A 23,304-nucleotide genomic window follows, 5' to 3' on the forward strand; every position below is an offset into this window, starting at 1 on the left:
TGAAGTTTTTAACCTATTGTAACCATTCAATAAATCTTAATAAAGACATCTTCATTATAAGAAACTCCATTATAACTAGCCGTTTCAGCATCCATCTCAAATCATTATATATTGTTGACATTAAAGCCAAAAAGTATAACAATTCAACATAAATTCTTAACCACAGGAACGAATTAGCATGGATTTAACAAAATTTTCTATTAGGTCAATGCAAACTCTTGTTTTCGCTGCGTTGGTAATTAAGGGGGGGTATGCCCAGGATGTTACAGTTGTTGGTACTCTGAAACAGACATTACAGCAAGCCCCTGCAAATTTGTCGCACAATCGTCTTTTAAAAGATAAAAAGAGCATTCAATTACTGCAGGTTCATCTTTCTGATGAAGCAAAAAACCTCCTAGCCAGCCGTGCCCAAGATGCTTTAGCACATACCCACCAGTTTGCTTATGCTTCCGCAAATAAAGCAACCTCATTGATACCTAATAATGTTAAATTAGGTATGAATAATGTACCAGTCTTGGACCAAGGAATCCATGGAACCTGCGTCACTTTTGCAGTAACCGCTGCGCTTGATGCCACCATGGCCAAAGGTGATTATATTAGTCAATTGTGTAATCTACAGTTGGGTAGTTATCTAGAAAAACACGGTTATGGTCTAAGCGGCTGGGATGGAAGTTATGCGAGTTATGTCATTGACCAGATGGAACAGTATGGAATTGTTAATAAAGTAAAACAACTAAAATTCAGTTGCGGTGGCATGAAATACTATCCAACATACATAGCTCACGATCCCGCATCTTTTATGGATCCCGAAAAATTTAGTTCACTTAGCGAATTCATCTTTGGCAAAGAAGTCAATTGGTCTGATGTATTTCAAAAAGCTGATCCAGGAAAGAACTTAAATGATGTGAAGCAAGCTCTATCTGCAGGTGACCGCTTGGTTTTTGCTGTACTTCTTCCACGTACCGATTTAGGTACTGTAGGAGCAGTCGGCAAATATAAGACATGGATATATAAAGATACCTGGGTTTTAACACCAGAAATAATTGCAGATGTTGATTATGTCGAAGCAGCTCATGAAATGGTCATTACCGGGTATGATGATAATGCTATTGCAGTGGATAACCACGGAGTGAAGCATAAAGGATTATTGTTCTTAAGAAACTCTTGGGGCACCTCTGTTGGGGATGACGGTGAATTCTACATGTCTTATGATTATTTTAAATTATTAGCCTTTGATATAACTCGATTTTCTCGAACTTCAATATAGCAGCCAAGCAATCATTCAAAAAGTAGCCTTCACCCAGGTTACTTTTTAAAAATTAAGCTGTAAACGATAAAAATCAACTGCATTAGTCAATAAAATTTTATTGGCAATACGGTTATCAAAGGTATCCAAAATAAGATTAATATCATTTTTTCTAAAAGGTTGCGGCGCACGCGTTGAGGGAAGATCTGTACCAAACATTAGTGCATCGGGATTAATCGATGCAATCGTTTTTAGGCTACTTGCGACATCAAAATCAACTCTGCCAAATCCAGATGCTTTGACTTTGATCCCTTGCTCAACGAGCTTAAATAAAACTGGAAGCCCGCTTTTCGATAATCCCAGATGGTCTATACTGACCGCCGGTAAACTGAGTAGCAAATCAGCCAATTCCACGAGCTCAGAAGAATCAACATACAATTCTACATGCCATTTGGCAATCTCATAAACTCGATGCGCCATGTCACTTAAATGCTCAATTCTTTCTGATCCGCCACGTCTCAGATTGAATCGAATACCACGAATTCCTTGTTGATTTAATTCAATAATTTGTTCGTTGCTTGCTGTAGCAGATAATTGCGTCACCCCAACAAAATTGGGTCCCAAGGCATGTAACGCATTTACCAAATAGGTTTGATCAAATGCTTGAAAAGATCCTGATACCACTGCCCCGCCAATAATGTGCAGTGGTTGTGCCATTTCAAGGTAATCACCAACCGTAAACTCCTCAGGTAAATAAGATTGATTTGCAACCAAAGGGAAACGGTAATCAATAATATGCAGATGCGCATCAAATAAGTTAATCATTTATGTCCCTACTTTTATATATTTCCCTGTACTACATTACACCAAGGCTACACAAAACGGTTAACAAACCTCACTTCCTCGACAGGTGCATGAGATTGTTGCTTTGTTTTTTCAGTAAAGAATCGACATCTTAAAGTATCTTCCTTGACTGACTCCATCAAAGTTGGGGTATCCCTGTATCCACCAAGACAATACCTTTGCCATTGACCATCCAATTCCATTTCAATAAAACAATGATCCGGATTAACATCAATAGATACAGGAATCTCCGGATATAAACGACTCATTTCTTCCTTAAATGCAATTGCTCTTAAACGGCAACTTGCAACACCTAGCTTTCTTGCCTCATCAAGATACTCCCTGCCATTATGTACGGTGACTCCAATGGAGTTACGTAATTCTCCACGGTCTCTACCAAACTTAAAGTATTTCATTAATAAACAATGTATTTCTTGATGTTCAGGTTGTGTAGTTAACGTGCTAAACACAGGATGTGTTCTATAGTGTTTGGGCATGCGTAATAATAAATTGACAAAAGTGTCCCGTGGCTCTGTTGTGGGTTTGCGTAAGCGAATATAATGCAAATGATTTTTTTTAGAGTACTTTATTTCAAAATCATCCTGTTTTAATCCACTAATCGCAATGTCTAATAAAGTTTCACCAGGATGCAAGGAAGGTAAAGCCTGCCAATTTTCTGTCAAACTTAATCTCTTTTTTCCTTTTAAGAGGACGCGAGCTGACTCCTCTTTTCTTTTTTCAATGAGTTCTTCTGTTAGTCCCTCTGCATGAAACATATAGTGGCACTCAACCAGGTTTTCCGTAGCATTCATGCCCCCTAATTCAAAATATTGGAATGGAGAGGATGGGTTTTCATGAATTACCAGATCAGAATAAACTTCGTCACGGTAATATTTAGTAGATGGAGTAAAAGTCAGTGGATCTACTGGTTTGAATATGGGTTTTCTATATTGTGGTTGAGCAATAAAGGCTTTTGTATCAATACCACTTTGATATGTTTTTTGTTTTATTTCTTTCTGGTTAATAATGCGTCTTTTTAGGCTCTGTAATTCGAATTGCTCTCTTGCATTATGCGTATTTGCTAGTTCAACATCAATAATAGCTTGTTTCGTTTGATTCAAATGGTACTCGTCCAGCTTAGGCGAGAATATCGGTGCAACCTGATTAAGGTGTATTTCAATGGATTGACGATCATCTGCTAATTCTTGGCAGACTTTATAATCAAGGAAGTGTATCTGTTTTGTATCTAATTGTTGCTGTTGTGCCTGGACAAGCAGAGTAGCGCGAGTTGCTGGCTTTAATTTAGAAGCCAGCAAATTATCAAAATCCTCCCCATTAATGGCGCTTTGTATAGACTTTATGTCCATTTGAACTAATTGTTCATTCTCCCAGGTATATAACACATGCCCTGCAGCAAGCAATTCAAGCATATGCTTTAGCATCAGCTCACGTTTACCTGTTGACCAACAGGAAAATGACCAATCAGAAAAAATATAAATTTGATCGGTAGGCACTGGTTCAAGATCTTCGGCTACACCTTCTTGAACCTCTTCCTGAATAACAGATTTACTCTTTAGCTTCTCCGTGGCTTTGCGGATGTCTCCATCAAAAATACCCTGAGTACGGGCAAATGCTCTTACATTGGCATAAGCAGTTGATGGAAGCCATTCGCCCAAGAAGCCTGTTTTTCTTTGCAATGTAGGAAGTAACGTTGCAATGAGCTTTAAAGCCTCATCCACCTGTAACTCAACAGGGTAGTCTTGGTATTTGGGATCCCGAAAAGGCAAAAGAAGTCTTTTCAAATCAACTGCTTTTTTTCTATCCTTTTGATTATTCCACCATTTAGACTCAATACGCTGAATTTCTTGATCTACTACTGCTAATAATGTACTCATCAATTCTTTACCTGATGAAGGTAAAATTTGTAATTTAAAAGGAGGTAGTTTTTGTGCGGCAATCATTGCTTCAAAATCATCGAATTGCTCCTGATTTGTAGCCTCTGCTTGGGTTGCTTCACGAAGCCCTGCCTCTAAAGATTTTGGCAGGACATGTCTGCCTCTCTTTACCAGATCAGGATTAACCTGATTTAAAACTTGCATTACATTTTGAGAGCAAAAAGTTTCATCAGAAGGAGAACGCTTTTCTCTATCTTTTTTATCCTGTTTATTTGACCATTGGAAAAGTGATTTGAGCACAGCCCAGAAGCTGGTGCGGCCTTTTCCTTGTGCATGTAATTTTTTAGTAATATTAACTTGTTCCCGATATGCATCGAGGAATTGTTGTCTTTGTTTACTATCGGTATGTTTAAACACCAACAAACTTGAATTAACAGCAGGAAGAGTTTCTGCTTGTCCTGAAGCACGCCAGAAAGCAACCAATAATTGAATTAATCTCTCTTTATTCCCATTGGAGGCAACAAGGAATTGTTTGATGAGATCTTCTGCCTCCTCATTTCCCGTTATTTTGGCAGCCCAACGTTTCATCCATTCAACACCACTTTCAAGTGTTTTCTTTATTTGAACAGAGGTGAATTCTTTGCGGCAGTAATTGAGAAGCAGAACTGTTAATTCTTCTACGTTCTTCCCTTGAAGATTTTCAATAAATACATTCGGTGACGAAGAAAGCTGTCGCTCATAATTGTGGCAGATGATGCCGTGTTCATTCTTGCCAGTACAAACAAAGACTGTAACAACCTCCATATGTCCATGTTTGTTGCCAGCAGTCGTGATAGATTGAGCGGCCTGTTTTAATCGTACGAAAGGTTTTCTGCTACTTGAGACAACAAACACTATATCGCCTGGATCAATAGCACAATCCTTCATCAATAACATGCCGCTCTCCTACATTTAATTATCAATGACCGTGATGATGGCTACCAAAACCATAAGATGTTACGGATGCATGAGGATGACCATGGTGATGACTATCAGAGCATGTTAACAAAGTTTCACTGGTTACTACTGATGATACAATAAGAGAGAGTAAATCATCATCACCGCCAGCTTGCTCCATGCCTTTAGTTATTTCATCAATTTTACTCGGCTCGAAATCCAGCTCGTTAAGTCGAGTTGCAAGATCTCCCGGTTTAGAAAATGCGAGTATGCCAACTTCGGCAGCATGCCCTTTCAATAAAGATAAAAAGGATTCTTTTTTTTCTTGCAGGGCTGATGAGCTAGGCGATGTTTTTTTAATCAAATTATAACGCTTAATAACGTCATCAACGTATTGAGTTGCATCTTGGTTATCTCTAAGAGACTCCTTTTTACTTTTTTCAACCAATTCATCATATCGAGATACGAGATCACTCATTTTACCTAAGGCCTCTTTAAGCTCCGGCTTTAATTTATTTAATGTTGGCATTTTGTCTCCTAGACTAGTTAAATTTCGGGCAAAATATATCATGCATAGACCAACCAATCAACTTTCTGGCTCCAATTTAATCAACAAGTAAGATACTGATTTGACGACAAAAATTAAATAATCTCAATTCGACATAAGAATTGAGGGCAGGGCAAGATACCTAGGGCTCGATGCTTATGTCGAGTTGAGGTTAAAAACATCCATAATCAGAAGAAAGACTTTTAACTCCTTTTTACTTGTTATTGGAAGCAACTATTCGCTAAAATCAGAACACATTTATTACTGCTCAGTTTTCTTAATGATAGAATTTACCCTGATCCAAAAAATATGTATTTGGGCCATTCCCATTTTACTTGCCATTACCCTGCACGAGGCAGCTCACGCTTTTGTGGCATATCGTTGCGGCGATACTACGGCAAAAATGTTTGGTCGTTTAAGTTTGAATCCTCTTCGTCATGTGGATCCTATAGGTACCGTAGCTATGCCTTTATTGATTGGTGTATTAACCCAATTTAATTTTGTTTTTGGTTACGCAAAACCTGTCCCAATCAACGGGAGTCAATTTCGTCATCCTCGGCGCGACATGATCTTGGTAACTCTTGCCGGACCATTTGCAAATCTTTTCATGGCATTTTTATGGGCTGCTTGTGACAAGCTCGCGCTCATTCTCAACCCACGTGCATCGATGGCTGTACTTTTTCTTTATGCTACGTCCCAGGCAGGCATATTTATTAATTTAATTTTGGCTGCATTAAATTTACTTCCTATCCCACCTTTGGATGGTAGCCGAGTAGTCAGTAGCCTTTTACCTCCCAAACAAGCCATGGCTTATGCTAAAATAGAACCTTATGGATTTTTTATTCTCATTCTTTTAGTGTTTACCGGAGTTTTAGGCATGATATTAACCCCGATAATTAATCTGGGACTTATCGCACTCAGCGCCATTTTTAAAATATGAACACCAACGATTTAACCTCTCAATACAAAATTTTGAAGGGTGCTCTTTGATGAATATCCTTGCTGATGCCTCTCTCCCGGGATTAGAGCAGGCTTTTCCTATGCCCTTTCACCTAACGATATATCATCATCTCGATGAAATCGCAGGATTACTTTCAGGACAAGATGTTCTTCTTTGCCGTGCTAATCTAAAAGTAAATCAATTGCTATTAAAAAATCATTGTTTGCGCTATGTTGCGACTGCAAGCAGTGGAACTGATCATCTTGATCGCCCCTGGCTCACCTCTCAAAACATTCAAATAATTGATGCAAAAGGATCCAATGCGCGAGCTGTTGCTGATTATGTCGTTGCCTGTCTTGCCTTTCTGGAGCAACAGCAACTTGTTCGTGGGAATAAAGCAGGCATTATTGGACTGGGAAAAGTAGGGACTCAAATTGCTGCGCGTTTGCAAACAGCTGGTTTGGAAGTTTTAACTTACGATCCACTCAAGGCAGAACGTGAACCCACTTTTCAAAGTTGCGCTATTGAAGAATTGTATGCAGTTGATCTGCTGTGTATCCATGCTGAATTACATAATAATCAACCCTATCCTAGTGCTAATTTGATTAATCAGGATTTTCTTGACCGATTAAAATCAGGCTGTGTCATTATTAATGCCGCTCGCGGTGGAATTGTCAATGAAGAAGCACTTCTCCATTCCTCAAAACCGCTAGTCTATTGCACCGATGTATATCTTGATGAACCGGATATCGACACACGTATTATTAATCAATCCACAATATGCACCCCCCATATCGCAGGCCATAGTCTGGAGGCAAAATACACTGCGGTTGCTATGGTTAGCTCCGTTTTGCACCAAATTGCTGATCTAGCTATCCCTCAATTTGCAGCGCCTGCTTTGCCCCAAACTTTGAACTTGGAAAAAGACCAATTATGGTATGACTTTATATTAAAAATTTATAACCCGCTTGAAGAAACATTATCCTTAAAGCATGCTTCAGATAAAAAAGCCGCTTTCTTAAATTTGCGTAAAAATCATCAAACTCGCCATGATTTTTCTCAGTACTCAAAAGACTCAATTTCGAACTATAAAACTAAATTATTATTGGGTGTATAAGAAATAAGACAGCTAAATAGCCTCAAATTGTTTACATAATAAATACGATTAAATCTAAAATTGTCCATTGTAAATTAGTAAATCAAATGGTACTCTTTTGCCGATTTTTACAAAAAAACAAAGGAGTATGTAAATGTCTTTAGGAGTCAAAGTATCTACTTTTACAGCAGCATTGGCCCTTGCTGGTGCAAGCTTCGCAAATAATATGTGTCCTGATTTAAGTGATCTGCAAGCAGAGGGAATTTCAGAAGTTCAACAGATTGGTAATAACTATTTCATTGGTTTTTCTATCAGTCAATTCAATTCAGCTACCTGGGGCTTTGCCATCGGACCAGTAAAAGCAGATACAGAAGATGATGCATTAGATGCCACAACTGGAATTTTAAATAATATGGCTACTCCTGGATTTCCTTTAGAACTGGATCATGACACATTAATTTGTTTGTATGACACAGGTAACCCTTATGTTTATTCTGTTGCTGTTAGAGATTACGCAATTAGCCCAATGAAATTAAAACAATACTTACTAAAAGCTCATAAGTAAAAAATAGCTATTTACCCGGGTTAGATAAAAAAATCAACCTGGGATTCACTTGGAATAATTTGATTTAACAAGGAGTTATACTATGTCTTTAAATGCAAAATTAACCTCTTTTGCTGCTGCGTTGGTTCTTACTGGTTCTGCTTTTGCAGGTGACTCTGTTTGCCCTAAACTAAGCGACATCCAAGCTGTAGGAATTACTATGGCGTCACAGTTAGCTTATAATTATTACATTGGCTATGCGGTCAATAACTACAATACTTCATCTAGCTGGGGATTCGCTATTGGTCCTGTAGAAGCAGATTCTGAAGAAGAGACAATCGATATAACCAATGATATTTTAGCTGACTTAACAGCACCCGGGGTTCCTGAGTCAGGTAAAGGTGATGAATTAGTTTGTATCTACGAGACAGGTGATCCGAATCTATTTGCAGTAGCAATTCAAGGCTATGAAGAAATATCACCTATGAAGTTCAAACAATATATACATAAATAGAGCGTTACCCAGGTGAAGCATCTGAATCTTCTCCATATCGCTGAACCAGTCCAGCTCTACTTCGACGTCCCGCGGCTTGTTCGCAGGGCGTAGGAGGGTGTGCTCAAGAGACAAGTGAAGTATTGCGGATACCTGGGAAATTTATAAACATGAAACCCGAGCTCCAGTAGTATTCACCTATTTATGAATTAACCTTCTCACTACATCCTGATCCGAAAAAGTATGCTTTATTGTGCCAATTTGTTGATAGGCCTCATGTCCTTTTCCTGCAATTAAAATAACATCATGCTCACCTGCTTGATTTAAAGCATAAGCAATTGCTTCCTCACGATTAACTAATTGAATGACATTGGATGAATTTGCAATACCATGTGCTATCTCATCAACGATCATCTGTGGATCTTCTGTACGTGGATTATCACTGGTAATAACGATTTGATCAGCAAGTTTACTGGCAACCTTTCCCATCACCGGTCTCTTGGTCTTATCCCTATCTCCGCCACAACCAAATACCACCCATAGTCGTCCTTTTTTTAATTGATTTAATGTAATTAAGGCATTTTCCAGAGCATCGGGAGTATGCGCATAATCAATAAGCACATAAGGAGCATGAGCAACAATTTCCATTCGCCCAGGAGCTGCTTTTAATTGGGTCATCACTTCGACAACCTGCGCGGGTGCATAATCAGAAGCTAATAAACTACTGAATATGGCCAAGCTATTATAAATATTAAATTGGCCTAGGGATTTTATCCTGAATTGATGTTCTCCCCAAGGAGAATGCACTTCAATTTCTGTGCCTTTTATATCCATAATCCAATTTACAGCTTTCACATCACACGCTTGATGTATTCCATAAGTTAACTTTTTGACATGAGGCTTAATGGCAGTAGCCATTATTTTTTGATATGTATCGTCTTGATTAATAATTGCCCATTGCAACGATTCTCTAGCAAATAATAATGCCTTGGCAATCGCATAATTTTCCATGGTGAGATGGTAATCCAGATGATCAAGAGTTAGATTTGTAAATATAGCCTGTTTAAACGCAACTTCATCTACTCGATGTTGTGCCAATGCATGAGAAGAGACTTCCATGCATACCTGTCTCAAGTCTTGATTTTTATAGTGATGTAATAGCTTTTGTAAACAAAGTGAGTCAGGGGTTGTATTATCCAATAATTGAAGTTTATCTACATTGCCTTGGCCAATAGTGCCTATGTATGCTGCTCCCTGCCCTAATAAATGATGCGCTTGAGCCAATTGATAAGCGATAGTTGTTTTACCATTGGTTCCAGTAACTCCAGTTACAGTTAAAAAACGGCCAGGATCGTCATAAAACTGTTTTGCAATTGGAGCAAGTTGTGTCGCTAAGTCAGGGACAGCAACACAAGGAACGGATTCAGGTAATACGCAATTCTTGGGAAACTGGATAGGATCATAGGCAACAGCAACTGCACCTGCAGAAACAGCCTTATTTATAAATAAACGACCATCAGCTGCTGCACCAGCATAAGCTATAAACAAATCTCCTGGTTGAATACGACGACTGTCATTTTCTAAACCGGTAATAGTGCAATCCGAATTAACGTGTTGCATCCATGGTTTTAATAATCGTGAGAGTTTCATCACTTGTTCCTAATAAGTTCTAAATAGCCTGGGTAAGCGCAGCGGAGCCCGGGGATGCAGTCCTCTGCAGCAAGTTTCCAAAGAAGTCTAGCATGTCCGAACCTGGGTTCCGCTATGCTTCACCCAGGCTACATTATAACAAAAACCTTTATCTTACGACTGAATTTTATCCTACCAATTCATCAGTTGGTATATTGAACAATCGTAAAGCTCCCGACATTACTTTAGCAAACAACGGAGCTGCAACTGCTGCAGCATAATAACCTTTACGAGAAGGCTCATGAATGATAACGACTACAACAAACTTTGGTTTTGAAACGGGCGCAATTCCTATAAAACTTGCAGTATATTTTCTATCTTTATAACCATCTTTTCCTGCTACACGTGCCGTTCCCGTTTTTCCCGCTACTCGATAACCAGGCACTCTTGCTGATTTTCCAGTACCATTTTTTCCCAAAACAGCTTCCATCATGGATAAAACCTGTTGTGCCGTTTCAGGTTTCATTACTTGCACGCCTGGGGTTGGTGGATCATTATGCAGTAACGTTACCGGAATCAATTTGCCTTGATTTGCAAAGACCATATTCGCTTTAGCCAATTGTAACGCAGTGACCGACATGCCATAACCAAAACTCACAGTAGCCAATACAAAAGGTTTCGCTTCTTTAACATTAACGATGCTTCCTTCACTTTCTCCCGGACAAGTACTTTCAGTGCGTTGTCCAAAGCCACAACGTTGCAGCAACCCGATTAATTGTTCTGGGGGACTGGCTAAAACCATTTTTGTCACACCAACGTTACTGGAGTGTTCTAATACACCAGTTACATCAAGGACACCGTAATTATGAATATCTCGAACGATACGACCTTGAACACTCATCCAACTTGGGTTCGTATCAATAATTGTCGAGGGTGTAAATAGACCAGTTTCCAAAGCACTGGCGATACTAAATGTCTTAATCACTGAACCCGGTTCAAACGTATCTGTGACTGCTCTATTTCTATAAGTGTCTTTATCGTAACGTCCCCGCGAATTGGGATTATAGGAAGGAACATTCGCCATAGCTAGAATCTCACCGTTTTCTGTATCCACAACGACAACAGAACCCGATTTTGCAGCAAATTCCTCAACCGTTTTAGCAAGTTCGCTGTAGGCCAAATATTGCAAACGCCGATCAATACTTAAAGTTATATCACGTCCAGGGCGAGGTTGTTTTATGACACCTAATTCCTCAATAATTCTTCCTAAACGATCTTTAATTACTCTTTTCTTACCAACAACACCCTTCAACCAATCTTGATAAGCAAGCTCTATTCCTTCCAACCCCTGATCATCGACATTAGTAAATCCGATCAACTGGGAAATACTATCTGAATCAGGGTAATAACGTTTGAATTCTTTTTGAAAGTTTACACCTGGGACTTTTAATGCCTTTATTTTTTTAGCTAAAGGAGGCGGTAATTGCCTTTGTAAATAGAGAAATTCTAATTCTTTATTTTCTGCATCTACTATTTTTCTGCTTAGCTGCTTGGGAGTTAAATTCAAATATTCTGCCAAGGACATAAATTGTTCTTTATCGGGTGAGAACTCTTTAGGATTTACCCATACCGATTCCACAGGAGTGCTAATTGCCAAAGGCGTGCCATTTCTGTCCATGATCATTCCTCGATGCGCAGGAATGTCTACAACACGTAAACTGCGAGCATTGCCTTGACCTTGCAGGAATTGACGATGAAGTACAGTGAGATCAACCATACGCCAAATCAAAATAAATAATAGTAATGAAAAAAATGTAGATACTACGATCAGTCTGTTTAAATGAGTTGAGTTTTTCATGGATATTTATCCATCTGTAGCCAGGGTGGAAGGCACGTGCCATAACCTGGGTTATATTGCACAAAACTCCCAGGTTATGGCCTTGCCTCCACCTAGGCTACGGTACTAAAACTAAAGGGCAATGGTACTCGTTTAAAACAAAAACTTCTACTGCTGTGCTTGTAACCAATAAGTATTTTTAGGTGTTGGCAAAAGCATTTGTAATTTTTCGGTGGCCAGCTCTTCTACGCGTGCCGGCGTAGCCAGGCTTGCTTGTTCTAGGAGTAACTGTCCCCATTGTAGCTGTAAATAATGTGTTAACTGTTCTTGTTGTTCCACCTTATTTAAAGTCACCCGATATGAATTGGTACTGTATACCACAGCCAAAGCACTCACTAATACAGCAACTAATAATATAATCAGCATGTATAATGATTTTGACATATGCATATCTGCCAGTTGACCATTAAATAAGGTACCTTGATTGATTACTCTCGCTGCAGCGTTCATGCTAATTTCTCCCCTATTCTAAGTACAGCACTTCGAGATCTGACGTTCTCTTTTACTTCAACTTCTTGTGGCATAATCGCCTTACCTATTCTTTTAAAATTTGTCTTTAGCGCCTCATAACGAATGGGCACCTCCGGAGGAGGTTTGGCTCCCTGTTCTTTATCGCGCATAAATTGTTTAACGATGCGATCTTCAAGGGAATGAAAACTGATCACTGCCAATCTGCCTTTGGGAGCTAGAACATTAAGGCATTGCTCCAGACAACTCTTTAAATCATTTAACTCTTGATTTACATAAATGCGTATTGCTTGAAACACGCGTGTTGCTGGATGCTTGTGTTTTTCCCATTTGGGATTTGCTTCTTTCACAATTTCCGCCAATTGCAACGTTGTAGAAATGGGCGCAATGTTTCTGGCAGCAACAATTGCTTTTGCAATACGTCCTGCAAAACGTTCTTCTCCATACAGCCTGAAAACAGAAGCCATCTCTTCTGCTTCGGCTTCATTAACAAACCGCGCAGCACTCATGGGTTGAGATAAATCCATACGCATATCCAAAGGTCCTTGTTGCATAAAACTAAAACCTCTTTCCGGATTATCCAATTGTGGTGAAGACACACCTAGATCCAACAAAATACCATCTACTTTTCCCAATACACCTGCTTCAGTAGCAAACTCTTCAATTTGTGCAAATGAACCTTGAAATATATGAAAACGCTTATCGTGACTAAAATGATCTGTGGCGTATGCGATCGCTTCTATATCTTTATCTATGGCATATAAGCGACCTTGATCATTTAAATGTTGCAAAATTTCTCTACTATGGCCCCCACGCCCAAAAGTACCATCAAAATAGACACCTCCACTTTTAATGGCCAGACCTTCTATTGACTCATGAAGTAATACTGATTGATGCGTTGCCATTTTTTGTTTCCATTACAAAGAAAACGTTTTCATTTCATCGGGTAACCCGCTGGTTCCGGAGCTTTCCTCAGCCAACCATTGTTCACGTCGGGTTTCCCAAAGATCCTTACTCCATACTTCAAATTTATTTCCTTGACCTATCATCACTACTTCTTTTTCCAATTGCGCATAATTTCTTAAAACCGTAGGTAATAACACCCGTCCATTTGCATCGACTTCAATATCGGTCGCATGACCGATTAATAAACGCTGTATTCTTCGTGCAGCAGCATTAAAACTGGGTAATTTTTGCAAATTATCCTCAATAATTTGCCATTGAGCTGCAGTATAGAGCAGCAAACATGTTTCCTCAGTATCAATTGTCACCACCAGAGGAGTTTTTTCTTCAGCGCCCAGCGCGGCTCGATAACGCGTAGGGATAGCTAGGCGCCCTTTAGTATCAATGGTGATGGCATTTATTCCACGAAACATGGTTTTCTTTTATGTGGAAGTTTTTATCTTCCACAATTCTCCACTTTTTTATTATTTTACCCCACTTTTATACACTATAGAAACACATTTCTCCATGCGTCAAGATAAAAACCCACTTTTTGGATAATTTATTTAGGGACCATGGAAAAAATGATTAAAAACAGAACTTTATTTAAAAAATATGCGCATTTATTGAGTGGACTTTTTTCAAAATTCGCTGCGAAGTGTGAGGAGTAGAGCCAGAATGTACACGCACGAGCACCGCATCGCCATCGGCCTATTAACGAAAAACTCTAGAGATAGACTAGCGGAACAAATTGGAGTTAAAGAAACAGCCATGAGAAATCAAATAACGCGACTTTGCCAAAAAGAAATTTTCCGTCGCATAGGAACAGGAGAATTTGAAGCAAACCCAAACCTTTTTGCTCGAAGCGCTTGGTCTGATATCCATAACGACGAAAATGTTTCAAGTTAACAATAAATTATAAAAACAAAAAACGTATCCTTAAATGGTTCAGCATTAAGCGATTAAAAGCCGTACTGGCGACTAAAGTGTTGACTATTGCCAACATATTTTTAAAGTTCATAAAAAAATGCCTGTTGAACCATTGGCAAAATAATTCAAGCACAGCTAATCTGGTTTTAAGCGCTAAAACTTATGGCTCATAAATCATATCATCTAATAATTATTCATTAGCCATAAGTATTTTTGAATATTGTCAAAATTTTAACAGCATATCCTTCGCACCTTCAACAATCGCACTATCGGTAAGGATTTCTTTCTGGGAATTAACAAAAGACTTAGTCACCAACCCATATAACTCTTGAGGCAGCTTTTTAGTCATAGCAAAGAATCTTTGTGTGTTTTGTGTTGCATTTTGAGCATTAGGAATTACATATCCATCTCTAGCAAGCATTATTAATCCAGCCAACTCCTTTCTTTGTTTATTTTCACAAAAAGGCTTTAAAAAGACATCAAGACTAACTCTTTTTTCAAGCTCTTGATTAAGTTTTTGCTCAATGATATTTTTTCTTTCAGCAACACTTGTATCATCATTCCCATTAAAAAATGGATGAATGTAAAAAAGAGAATAAGGGCTAATACGGTAATGCTTTCCGCCCACATCAATTGTGTAAAGACGATCTGCCCCTGTCGCATCCTGCAAATAATCCAAGAAATGTTGCTCAATTTTTTCTAAATTTGAGTGCAATAATTCTACGAAATAGCCTTCTTTTCTACTCATCAAACGGTTAATAATTTTTGCTTCATGCGATTTTGAATCAAAAACTTCTGAAGCTTCTATTTCGGCAATTAGATCATCAATTGATTTAAAATCAAATTGCTCGCCAAAATTAAATGGAAAAATTTGGCTGTATTCAATACCTGATTGATATTTATTATGTCTCCAAGGCATCCATTCAACTAAGAAATATCCCAAGGAAAAATCGTTGCCAGCATTGTATTCTGCGCCGCCCCCCCATTCTTTAGCTTGATATAAAAAAGTAAGCGCTTCATTTTTGGTTAACATCAAAATCACCTATAAGCAATTAAATTGTGCTATATTTTATCAAATAGATTTTTTTTTACAATATTTTTATTTCAAATAGTAAGCCTAGTTACAAACCTACCTTAAAGACATCGTCTAAAGGCTCCTGAGACCAGGCGATGTCTTTATTGAATTTTTTTTGCTTTATAGCTCGAAATTTCTACGCATCAAAATTTGCCAAAATAAACAAAAATTCTGAGCGATAGCGAAGTCCTTATTTTACGCCTACATCGTGCGGTTTTTTTGAGTCCCCAAAAACCGCTATAAAGGATAAGAAGGAGTTTCTAGTACCAGTAAGGGTTATAGAGGAATTTGAAAAAGTACCAAGACAATATTATGAAGTGTTAACCATTCTTCAACAATGCCAACACCATTTGACTGCAACAGTAGAGAGGAAAGGCATGTTTCAAAAAGTTAATGCCGAAGAATGAATTAAGTTAATCAATTATTCATCAAAGCAGCTAACCTTATCCCTTGCAAAACCAAATCAGGAACGAGGTGATCATACACTTCCTGTTTTTCAAATAAGGAAGCAAATCCACCTGTTGCTAAAATCAAAGCGTTTTCCGTATCGAACGCATCTTGGTTCAAGCGTTGAATCAATTCGCGGCAAGCACCAATAGCACCGTAATAAACACCTGACTGAATACTTTCTATTGTTGAGCGTCCGACCGAATTTTCAATTTTTATGATTTCTACAGCAGGTAATTTCGCTGTATTTTTTGACAACGCATCTACCGAGAGCCTAACCCCTGGTAAAATAGCACCTCCCATATATACTTTCTGGGCACTAATGACACAAAAAGTAGTTGCAGTACCAAAGTCAATAATAATCACATTTTGGTTTGGGTAGATATGTGTTGCTGCAATTGCATTTGCAATTCTGTCTGCACCCACTTCTATAGGGTTACGATATTTGATATTCAGGCCTGTTTTAACTCCCGCCTGTAATAAAAAAGGCTCTAAAGAAAAATATTTAACACAGGCTGCACGCAATGAATAATCAATTTGAGGGACAACAGAACAAATACCAATCTGTTTAATTGCTTCAGGAGAACAATTATTTTCTCGCAAAACACTTTTCAAAAAGATACCCAATTCATCAGATGTACTTATTTTAGATGTATGACGAAAACGAAGCTTGATCTCTTCCCCATCAAAAACGCCACCATAGATATGAGAATTTCCAACATCAATACAAAGAATCATAATGTCATGCATCCAGTCTAAAAAACATGATAGTAAATTGCGATGTTCATATTAGCAAGGTGTTCGCTAGAAAAAATGAAATCGCAAATTAAAAATTTTTTGATAAAAAGAAAAATACTTTGATTTTAGATCCCAGATAGAGTTTTTCGATAAGCGCCTCTCATTGTAGAGGGATTATTGTTGTTCCAAATTAAGTTGTTTGTCTTCCTGCATTTCGTTCAGTGATGCTGTGTTTTGTGTTGATGAAACTAAAAAGCTTAAATCGGTCAATCTCTTACTTTGTTTTAAAATAGCCATTAAAGGTTCAGAAGCATATAATGCCGCTTTCTCTTCTTTCGATAAGATCAAGGTACCCTCTTTAACTTCATCAAGAGCTTCTTCAAGTAAGGGTAGTACTTTATCCATCTTAGAAAATTTGTCGAATAAACATCTTAAATCACCATGAGGACACTCCTCCATTTGGGCAATTACTGCTAAATTTTGAAAAAATTTTAAAACTTCCCGATGATTCTGAGATTCAACGATTGCAGATAAACGATTATCGAGTTTTTCCATCTCAAGGGCATCTTCTTTTAATTCTTGCAATCTTTGGCTTACGTTTATTCCAAATAGTTCTCTCATCGTTTTTAAGGTAGACCCCTCATTCTTACTTTCCGATGTAGGGGCCTCCTTATTCAGAGAAACTTTATATTTTTCTGATGATAATGAGGATTGATTTTCTAATGAGTCATCCAGGGAAGGTTCAAGAGATTCCTCATTTTCATCTGTTTGGGATTTCCATAGCCCGAGTTTTTTTATTTGAGCGCTGACGATTGGCGCGAGCAGGGCAACAGCAACCCGCCCCACTACATAAAGAGCACCTAGTCCTGCGCTACCTGCAACAATACCAAGACCAACAGGAGGAAAAAATAGACTGAGTGCCAAACCGATAATAGCAACAGATGTAAGGGCTGCAGTGACACCTCTATCCATAAATGCTGCAGTTCCCAAACCTTTAAGTGTTTTCTCATCCTCCAATTTTTTATTAGAAAGCTCCTGTAACTTGGCTTTTTCAATTTCATATTTATAATTTAAGTCTTCAATTTCTTTGCAAATAGCTTTGGCATTTTCTTCATCATTTTCATCAAGTTCTTTTAATTTCTTGCTCAACAATTTAGCATTTTCCTGCATCTCCTCTAAAAGGTCCTCTTGAACCTTTATCTTTTCATTAGTTTCTCGCAACGATTTTTTAATCGTATAACGTTTGTAAATCATATTTCCTATAGAGACCAAACTAAGTATCAAACTTAAACTGGCCATAGCTAAGGCAATTGGAGGCGCTGCGGCGGGAACCAAAATGGCAGTTAAAGTCAAGCCCAATAATAATGCTGAATAAGCCCAACGTGCATTATTGGAAAGGGTAAAAGGCGGGGGATCTCCAGCAATAAGTGCAAAGAAATAAATCAAAGGAATACGAACAAAATTAACTGCTGCAACACCTAAGCCAGCATATTGAAAACCGGCACTTGCTCCTTGCAACGCTTGAGACGTATTACCCAGACTTTTGATTAGAGCTGTAGTTGCAGTACCAGAACTTCCTAAACTTTGTAAGAAACCAGAAAGTAATGGAATCTTATTTATAAGTAATCTAAGTATAAATTTTTTTTGTTCTGGAGGTACAGGAGTAATCTGCACCTTCATTGACATTTCTTCTGCAAGATTTTCTGCACTACGAAGCCTTTCTATCAAATCATTGGGTAATTTTTCTCTGCTCATTTGATTTTACTTTACATGACTTGTTTCTCTTAAATATAGCTCAAATATTATCGTCTCGTTACCTGACGATATAATTAATTTCAGTTAAATCCAAGTACAGCAATCGCTCATTTTATTTTTCATTATTAAAATTGGCATTGTCAGTACCTCAATAAAAAAGCCCTGCAATGCACAGGGCAGTAGTGGAGATTATCATCTTTATTAACATCAATTGCTCATCAAAAATTTCTTTTTGATGAGCAATTGATTAGTAGGGTTTAACAATTACTGTAGTACCAATATCAGCAAAATCTTCGTTTAACCATTTTGCTGCACTGGGTAAAACACGGATACAGCCATGGCTTGCATTATAGTTAGGTACTTCATATGCTGCATGAATAGAATAACCTCCATGGAAATGCATGCAGTATGGCATTTTTGCACCGCCATGTGTTTCTAATGGATAAATACTGGATGTACACTCTTCACCTTTTTTAGAATAAATATGGAATGTTCCAGTCACTGTACGACAGGGTTTACCTGCATCCTCACAGAAATCTTTACCCCCGGAAGCACTACCGGTATTTACCCTATTACCATCCTTATCGTAAGCAGCCCACGCTGTTGCTTTAGGGTCAAAGACAATCACTTTTTTCCCAGTCGCCGGTCTTTTCTCAGGAAAGGAATGAGCCCCCCTATGGTCAGATTTCATACTCATCGTATAATGTGTGTAGCCCGCATCATCAACTATAGGGACTGATCTATCCATGGAAGCACAGGATGTTGCTAAAGCACACACTGGGACTAACGCTAGATATTTTTTCACTTTATTTCTCCCTCTTTTTTTCTATTTATCGGGAGATTTAAAAATAGGTTTAGGTTTTTTTATAAATTTTTCCTACATTGTGTGTTTTTTATGACCTTAGAGTTTATTTAATGGTTACTTTTTTGGTTGTTTTGGGAGCATAAATTGAATGGCACTCATTAACTGTTCATCAGTACATTCAAAGCATCCTCCCCGAGGCGGCATTGCATTTAAACCCTCATCAGTATGTTTAAAGAGCACTTCCATTCCCTGTTTTAAACGTATTTTCCAATCTGCTTTTTCACCAATTCTAGGGGCACCTATAGGAATTAATGGTTTGCTCGCATGACAATTGGCGCAAAAATGATTGTAAATTTGTTCCCCTTCATCTTTGGTACCGCTAATTGATTGCAAGAACTCTTGGGGATGATGACTTTCTGCATGAACCGGTAATTGAAATATCAGTAAAATCACTACATAAATAATGAAATGAATCATAATGTAATACTCTCCTAAAAATTGGCATAATATTTGCAGTTTGCAACAAGTTATTTAAAGAGGGATTATTTGTGAAAAAGTGCATACTAAGTGTTTTACTATTTTTTGCAAGTACAGGATTACATGCTGAAGCAATGCAGGCGCCTGAAATACTAACGAATAAAATAGAACAACATATACGTAATGAGCTTTCTTCATATAAAGAAGGAATAATTCGCGTTACAGCGGATAAAATTGATTCGCGTTTAAATCTCAAAGCATGTGCTGAAGAGCAATTAGTTGTGTTTAATCCCTACCAATCTCCTATTTTAAACACCAGTACTATGGGAATAAAATGCCAAGAAAATGACAATCATTGGTCTTTATACGTTCCTGTTAAAATAACTGTATTAAAAACGATCTACGTAGCAAAACGTGCTCTTATTAAAGGAACTCTACTTTCCAATGATGATATTTATCAAACAGAAATGGATGTACAAAGATTAAATCACGGCTATTTTACTAAAAAGGATTTATTAATAGGGCAAATATGCAAACAGAATATTCCCCCAAACAGCCCGCTTAATCCGCATAATATAGAAGCAGCAAAATTGATTAATAAAGGAGAACATGTTTCTATTATTGCTAGTGATAGCAATTTAACTGTAAGTATGGATGGTATTGCTTTGGAAGAAGGTTCACTGGGTGAAACCATTAAAGTACGCAATCTTTCTTCCAAAAAAATTATTGAAGCTCAGATTACTGACTCAAAGAAAGTGAATGTTATTATTTAAGAACTAGGGCTACTTACGTTTCACTAACTTGAGCCAAAATGGCCTGATTTTCGGATACCGAAGTGCAGCATACACACAATATGTAAGACTCGGAACATAAATCAGGACAGCTTAACCAAGATAATAGAAATGCAAACATACCTTTTAATTAAATTTACTAAAGATTTTTACAAAATAGCCGATACATTTAGAAGTCGAACGTGATTGAGGATAAATTATGTTTAATCAAATCAGTGATGCAGTTCCTGTAAAAACTCTAGAGGCAGACAATCGTTTAAAAATAAAACACCAAGAAAAAATCCAAAGTTTGATTGAGGATTCCTCATCACATGTCAATATTAGTGATACCTCCAAACAGTTAGAAGCTATAAAAAACTCTCTTCGGGAAGTTTCTGAAATCAATGAGGCACGAGTTTTATATTTTAAATCTGAAATAGCACTCGGAAACTATCAGATTGATAGTGACAAAATTGCCATGAAAATGTTAAATGTAGAACCTGCATAAATTCTAAGGGCAATAATTATATGGATCATAAGATAAAAACATTGAGCAGCCATTTGGAACAAGAAATTAATTGGATAGAGTCACTCAATTCTTTGCTGGCTGAGGAGAAAGAAATTCTCACCTCCCGTGAATTTAATAAGCTTGAAGAATTCGCGAATAAAAAACAGGAATTATCAAGTAAGTTAGAAGAAAGTGCCAAACAACGCTTGCAACTTATTAACTATACGAATCCCAATCAAGATATGAACCTCGTTTTAACTGAGTTTCTTAAAGAGTGCACTGTTGAGGAAACAAATCAAATCAATGAATTAAATACTAAGCTTGCTGAACTACTAACATGCTGTCGTGAATTAAATGCAGTAAATGGACAAATAATAGCCAACAATCTTTATGTCCGTCAAGAAATTGTCAATACACTGTCAGGAAATCAAGCAAATGCAGTCAGTGTTTATACTTCCACTGGAAATATTCAATCACCAAAAGACAATACACATCATCAGGAAGCCTAAAAATATTGAGCAAAATTTCTTCTGGGTGACAGTAAAGCTGTAGCCCAGAAAAAATTAATCAACTTCTTTCTTATTGGGTAGCAGGTGCACTCCATCAACGATTTGTCTTTATAGCTTTATTTTTTAGCAGGCATAGTATTGTCTTGCATTTTTAGAGAGTAGGTTAAATCAAAATGATCCAACCTACTTGCTATGCGCTGCAAATTCCATTAAAAATCCGAGGATTTACTTCATGCGAAGGGCACCATCCAAACGGATCACTTCGCCATTCATCATTCCATTTTCAATAATATGTGCAACTAACGAAGCAAATTCATCGGGTTTACCAAAACGTTTGGGGAAAGTCATGGTTGCCACCAAATTATCTTGTACCTCTTGTGGCATATTTAATAGCATAGGTGTCGCTATTAATCCAGGTGCAATAGTATTTACGCGAATGGCGAACTGAGCAAGCTCTCGCGCAGCAGGTAAGGTCATTGCCACAACCCCTCCTTTGGAAGCACTATATGCGGCTTGACCAATTTGGCCTTCAAATGCTGCAATAGAGGCTGTGTTAATAATAACACCACGTTCCTGGGAATTACTTTCTAACTCCAAGCTGGTCATTGCATGTGCTGCAACTCTCATTACATTGAAAGTACCAATAAGATTAACATCAATCACCTGTTTAAAGACAGCCAAAGGCATAGCACCTTCTTTCCCAACAATACGCTTAGCAGGAGCAATACCTGCACAATTCACACACACTCTCGGTGTTCCTAATTGCTCTATTGTTTGTTGCATCGCCTTTTCAACTGATTCATCACTGGTTACATCACAGCTGATAAATAAATCGGCTTCACTTTGGTCATCTGCTTGCTTATCCCATACCACAACACGCATTCCACACTTCTGTAAGTATTGAACACTTGCTTTGCCCATACCAGAGGCGCCACCTGTAATCAAGGCGATTTGATTCGTAAAATTCACTATGATTCTCCATAATTTGTAGCCTGGGTGCAGCGTAGCAGAACCCGGGTTAACAAACATAGAATTCCCGGGTTCCGCTACGCTGCACCCAGGCTACAATTAACTAGGATCTGCTACATTTCGCGAGCTTGACCCAAAATGGTCTGGTTTTCGAGTACCGAAGCGCAGCATACATGCAACGCAGAAAATCAGGTCAGTTTGGCCAAGATAGTAGAAATGCAAACAGATCCTTAAAAAAACTCCTTACTCAATTGTTTGAACTCAGGAGTCCCAGCCTTTCTTAACCATTCGAAAAAAACCATTTCCGTGGTAACCAAATGAACTCCTGCATGTTTCATTCGTTTCAATCCATATTTCATATTTTGTTCACCACGGCAACTCACTGCATCGGCAACAACAAAAACATCATATCCTGCATCTTTCATTTCCAGCGCAGTTTGTAAGATACAAACATGTGTTTCAATACCAATAAGAATTAATTGTTTTTTATGAAATTGCTTTAAGCGCTCTGCATATTTAGGCTCGCTCATGCAAGAAAAATTTACTTTATCAACAACACATTCTTGCTGATTAAAATAGGATTGAAATTGTTTCAAAGTTGTCCCAAGACCTTGTGGATATTGTTCACTCACTAAAATGGGGACATTAATTCGTTTGGCTAATTTTAAAAGCCATTCGCAACGCGCGATAAATGCTTCACTATCTAATACGGCTGGTGTTAATTTTTCTTGCACATCAACCAATAATAAGAGTGAATCCTCTTTATTAAGTAACATCCTTATTCTCCTTAGGCGCATAATTTGAAGATCTTGAAATTAAAGCTAGGCCTGTTTCCATTTCGCTTG

At 37.9% G+C, this 23,304-nt stretch carries 24 protein-coding genes; 9 read left to right on the plus strand and 15 right to left on the minus strand.

The features are described 5' to 3' along the window. The first annotated feature begins 178 nt into the window (after positions 1-178). Entirely contained in the window at positions 179-1,267 is a 1,089-nt protein-coding gene (locus tag A8O27_RS01375; RefSeq protein ID WP_058460399.1) for a C1 family peptidase, read from the plus strand. A 45-nt stretch (positions 1,268-1,312) separates the two neighbouring features. On the opposite strand, the gene A8O27_RS01380 is transcribed toward A8O27_RS01375, so the two are convergent. The 3 genes from A8O27_RS01380 to A8O27_RS01390 are packed head-to-tail and all read right to left on the minus strand — an operon-like array spanning position 1,313 to position 5,449. Then, positions 1,313-2,071 carry an amidohydrolase family protein gene (locus tag A8O27_RS01380; protein ID WP_058460398.1) on the minus strand — a complete coding sequence of 253 codons (759 nt, stop codon included), beginning with the start codon at positions 2,069-2,071 and terminating at the stop codon, positions 1,313-1,315. A gap of 47 nt (positions 2,072-2,118) precedes the next feature. Further along, positions 2,119-4,920, minus strand: coding sequence for a hypothetical protein (locus tag A8O27_RS01385; RefSeq protein WP_058460397.1), 2,802 nt, complete (start codon positions 4,918-4,920; stop codon positions 2,119-2,121). 22 nt (positions 4,921-4,942) lie between these two features. Beyond that, positions 4,943-5,449, minus strand: a complete 507-nt coding sequence (locus tag A8O27_RS01390; protein WP_058460396.1) for a hypothetical protein — start codon at positions 5,447-5,449, stop codon at positions 4,943-4,945. Positions 5,450-5,747: 298 nt separating this feature from the next. Between A8O27_RS01390 and A8O27_RS01395 the strand changes: the two genes are divergently transcribed. The 4 genes from A8O27_RS01395 to A8O27_RS01410 all read left to right on the plus strand — a co-directional run bounded on the left by A8O27_RS01395 (position 5,748) and on the right by A8O27_RS01410 (position 8,561). Further along, positions 5,748-6,407 carry a site-2 protease family protein gene (locus A8O27_RS01395; RefSeq protein ID WP_058460395.1) on the plus strand — a complete coding sequence of 220 codons (660 nt, stop codon included), beginning with the start codon at positions 5,748-5,750 and terminating at the stop codon, positions 6,405-6,407. Positions 6,408-6,456: 49 nt separating this feature from the next. Next, a complete protein-coding gene (locus A8O27_RS01400; RefSeq protein ID WP_058460394.1) occupies positions 6,457-7,524 on the plus strand; it encodes an NAD(P)-dependent oxidoreductase in 1,068 nt (355 codons plus the stop codon). A 133-nt stretch (positions 7,525-7,657) separates the two neighbouring features. Beyond that, the gene (locus A8O27_RS01405; RefSeq protein ID WP_058460393.1) at positions 7,658-8,068 is read left to right on the plus strand and encodes a DUF4949 domain-containing protein; all 411 of its coding nucleotides are present in this window, start codon (positions 7,658-7,660) and stop codon (positions 8,066-8,068) included. 82 nt (positions 8,069-8,150) lie between these two features. Continuing rightward, entirely contained in the window at positions 8,151-8,561 is a 411-nt protein-coding gene (locus A8O27_RS01410) for a DUF4949 domain-containing protein (RefSeq protein ID WP_058460392.1), read from the plus strand. A gap of 177 nt (positions 8,562-8,738) precedes the next feature. Here A8O27_RS01410 and A8O27_RS01415 read toward each other — a convergent pair whose 3' ends face one another. The 5 genes from A8O27_RS01415 to mraZ all read right to left on the minus strand — a co-directional run bounded on the left by A8O27_RS01415 (position 8,739) and on the right by mraZ (position 13,910). Then, the gene (locus tag A8O27_RS01415; RefSeq protein ID WP_058460391.1) at positions 8,739-10,190 is read right to left on the minus strand and encodes a UDP-N-acetylmuramoyl-L-alanyl-D-glutamate--2,6-diaminopimelate ligase; all 1,452 of its coding nucleotides are present in this window, start codon (positions 10,188-10,190) and stop codon (positions 8,739-8,741) included. Positions 10,191-10,356: 166 nt separating this feature from the next. Further along, entirely contained in the window at positions 10,357-12,027 is a 1,671-nt protein-coding gene (locus tag A8O27_RS01420) for a peptidoglycan D,D-transpeptidase FtsI family protein (protein WP_058460390.1), read from the minus strand. A 147-nt stretch (positions 12,028-12,174) separates the two neighbouring features. Continuing rightward, positions 12,175-12,516: a cell division protein FtsL gene (ftsL, locus tag A8O27_RS01425; RefSeq protein ID WP_058460389.1), complete on the minus strand. Its 342-nt coding sequence runs from the start codon at positions 12,514-12,516 to the stop codon at positions 12,175-12,177. Further along, positions 12,513-13,439 (minus strand): 16S rRNA (cytosine(1402)-N(4))-methyltransferase RsmH, encoded by a 927-nt coding sequence (gene rsmH / locus A8O27_RS01430; RefSeq protein ID WP_058460388.1) that lies wholly within the window; start codon positions 13,437-13,439, stop codon positions 12,513-12,515. The genes ftsL and rsmH overlap by 4 nt, the downstream gene beginning before the upstream one ends. Before the next feature lie 12 nt (positions 13,440-13,451). Next, on the minus strand, positions 13,452-13,910 hold the full coding sequence (gene mraZ / locus A8O27_RS01435; RefSeq protein WP_058460387.1) for a division/cell wall cluster transcriptional repressor MraZ: 459 nt from the start codon (positions 13,908-13,910) through the stop codon (positions 13,452-13,454). 244 nt (positions 13,911-14,154) lie between these two features. Between mraZ and A8O27_RS01440 the strand changes: the two genes are divergently transcribed. Continuing rightward, positions 14,155-14,385, plus strand: coding sequence for a hypothetical protein (locus A8O27_RS01440; RefSeq protein WP_058460386.1), 231 nt, complete (start codon positions 14,155-14,157; stop codon positions 14,383-14,385). 244 nt (positions 14,386-14,629) lie between these two features. Here the strand turns inward: A8O27_RS01440 and A8O27_RS01445 are convergent, their stop codons facing one another. The 5 genes from A8O27_RS01445 to A8O27_RS01465 form a co-directional block, all read right to left on the minus strand. After that, positions 14,630-15,439, minus strand: a complete 810-nt coding sequence (locus tag A8O27_RS01445; protein ID WP_058460385.1) for a hypothetical protein — start codon at positions 15,437-15,439, stop codon at positions 14,630-14,632. 459 nt (positions 15,440-15,898) lie between these two features. Then, positions 15,899-16,666, minus strand: coding sequence for a type III pantothenate kinase (locus tag A8O27_RS01450; protein WP_058460384.1), 768 nt, complete (start codon positions 16,664-16,666; stop codon positions 15,899-15,901). 174 nt (positions 16,667-16,840) lie between these two features. Then, positions 16,841-18,421 carry a hypothetical protein gene (locus A8O27_RS01455; protein WP_058460383.1) on the minus strand — a complete coding sequence of 527 codons (1,581 nt, stop codon included), beginning with the start codon at positions 18,419-18,421 and terminating at the stop codon, positions 16,841-16,843. Between the two features lie 247 nt (positions 18,422-18,668). Further along, positions 18,669-19,226 carry a L,D-transpeptidase gene (locus tag A8O27_RS01460; protein ID WP_058460382.1) on the minus strand — a complete coding sequence of 186 codons (558 nt, stop codon included), beginning with the start codon at positions 19,224-19,226 and terminating at the stop codon, positions 18,669-18,671. 114 nt (positions 19,227-19,340) lie between these two features. Next, a complete protein-coding gene (locus tag A8O27_RS01465) occupies positions 19,341-19,703 on the minus strand; it encodes a c-type cytochrome (RefSeq protein ID WP_374930655.1) in 363 nt (120 codons plus the stop codon). Between the two features lie 71 nt (positions 19,704-19,774). On the opposite strand from A8O27_RS01465, the gene flgA reads away from it, so the two are divergent. The 3 genes from flgA (at position 19,775) to A8O27_RS01480 (ending at position 21,490) form a co-directional block, all read left to right on the plus strand. Next, on the plus strand, positions 19,775-20,476 hold the full coding sequence (gene flgA, locus A8O27_RS01470) for a flagellar basal body P-ring formation chaperone FlgA (protein ID WP_058460380.1): 702 nt from the start codon (positions 19,775-19,777) through the stop codon (positions 20,474-20,476). Positions 20,477-20,693: 217 nt separating this feature from the next. After that, positions 20,694-20,981, plus strand: a complete 288-nt coding sequence (gene flgM, locus A8O27_RS01475; RefSeq protein ID WP_058460379.1) for a flagellar biosynthesis anti-sigma factor FlgM — start codon at positions 20,694-20,696, stop codon at positions 20,979-20,981. A 20-nt stretch (positions 20,982-21,001) separates the two neighbouring features. Then, positions 21,002-21,490, plus strand: coding sequence for a flagellar protein FlgN (locus A8O27_RS01480; RefSeq protein WP_058460378.1), 489 nt, complete (start codon positions 21,002-21,004; stop codon positions 21,488-21,490). Between the two features lie 225 nt (positions 21,491-21,715). Here A8O27_RS01480 and A8O27_RS01485 read toward each other — a convergent pair whose 3' ends face one another. After that, a complete protein-coding gene (locus A8O27_RS01485; RefSeq protein ID WP_058460377.1) occupies positions 21,716-22,459 on the minus strand; it encodes an SDR family NAD(P)-dependent oxidoreductase in 744 nt (247 codons plus the stop codon). 230 nt (positions 22,460-22,689) lie between these two features. Then, positions 22,690-23,235, minus strand: coding sequence for a hydrolase (locus A8O27_RS01490; protein ID WP_058460376.1), 546 nt, complete (start codon positions 23,233-23,235; stop codon positions 22,690-22,692). Positions 23,236-23,304: the final 69 nt, after the last annotated feature.

Origin of the sequence: Legionella bozemanae (assembly GCF_001648595.1) — a bacterium.
In the GTDB taxonomy this organism is placed as follows: Bacteria; Pseudomonadota; Gammaproteobacteria; order Legionellales; family Legionellaceae; genus Legionella; species Legionella bozemanae.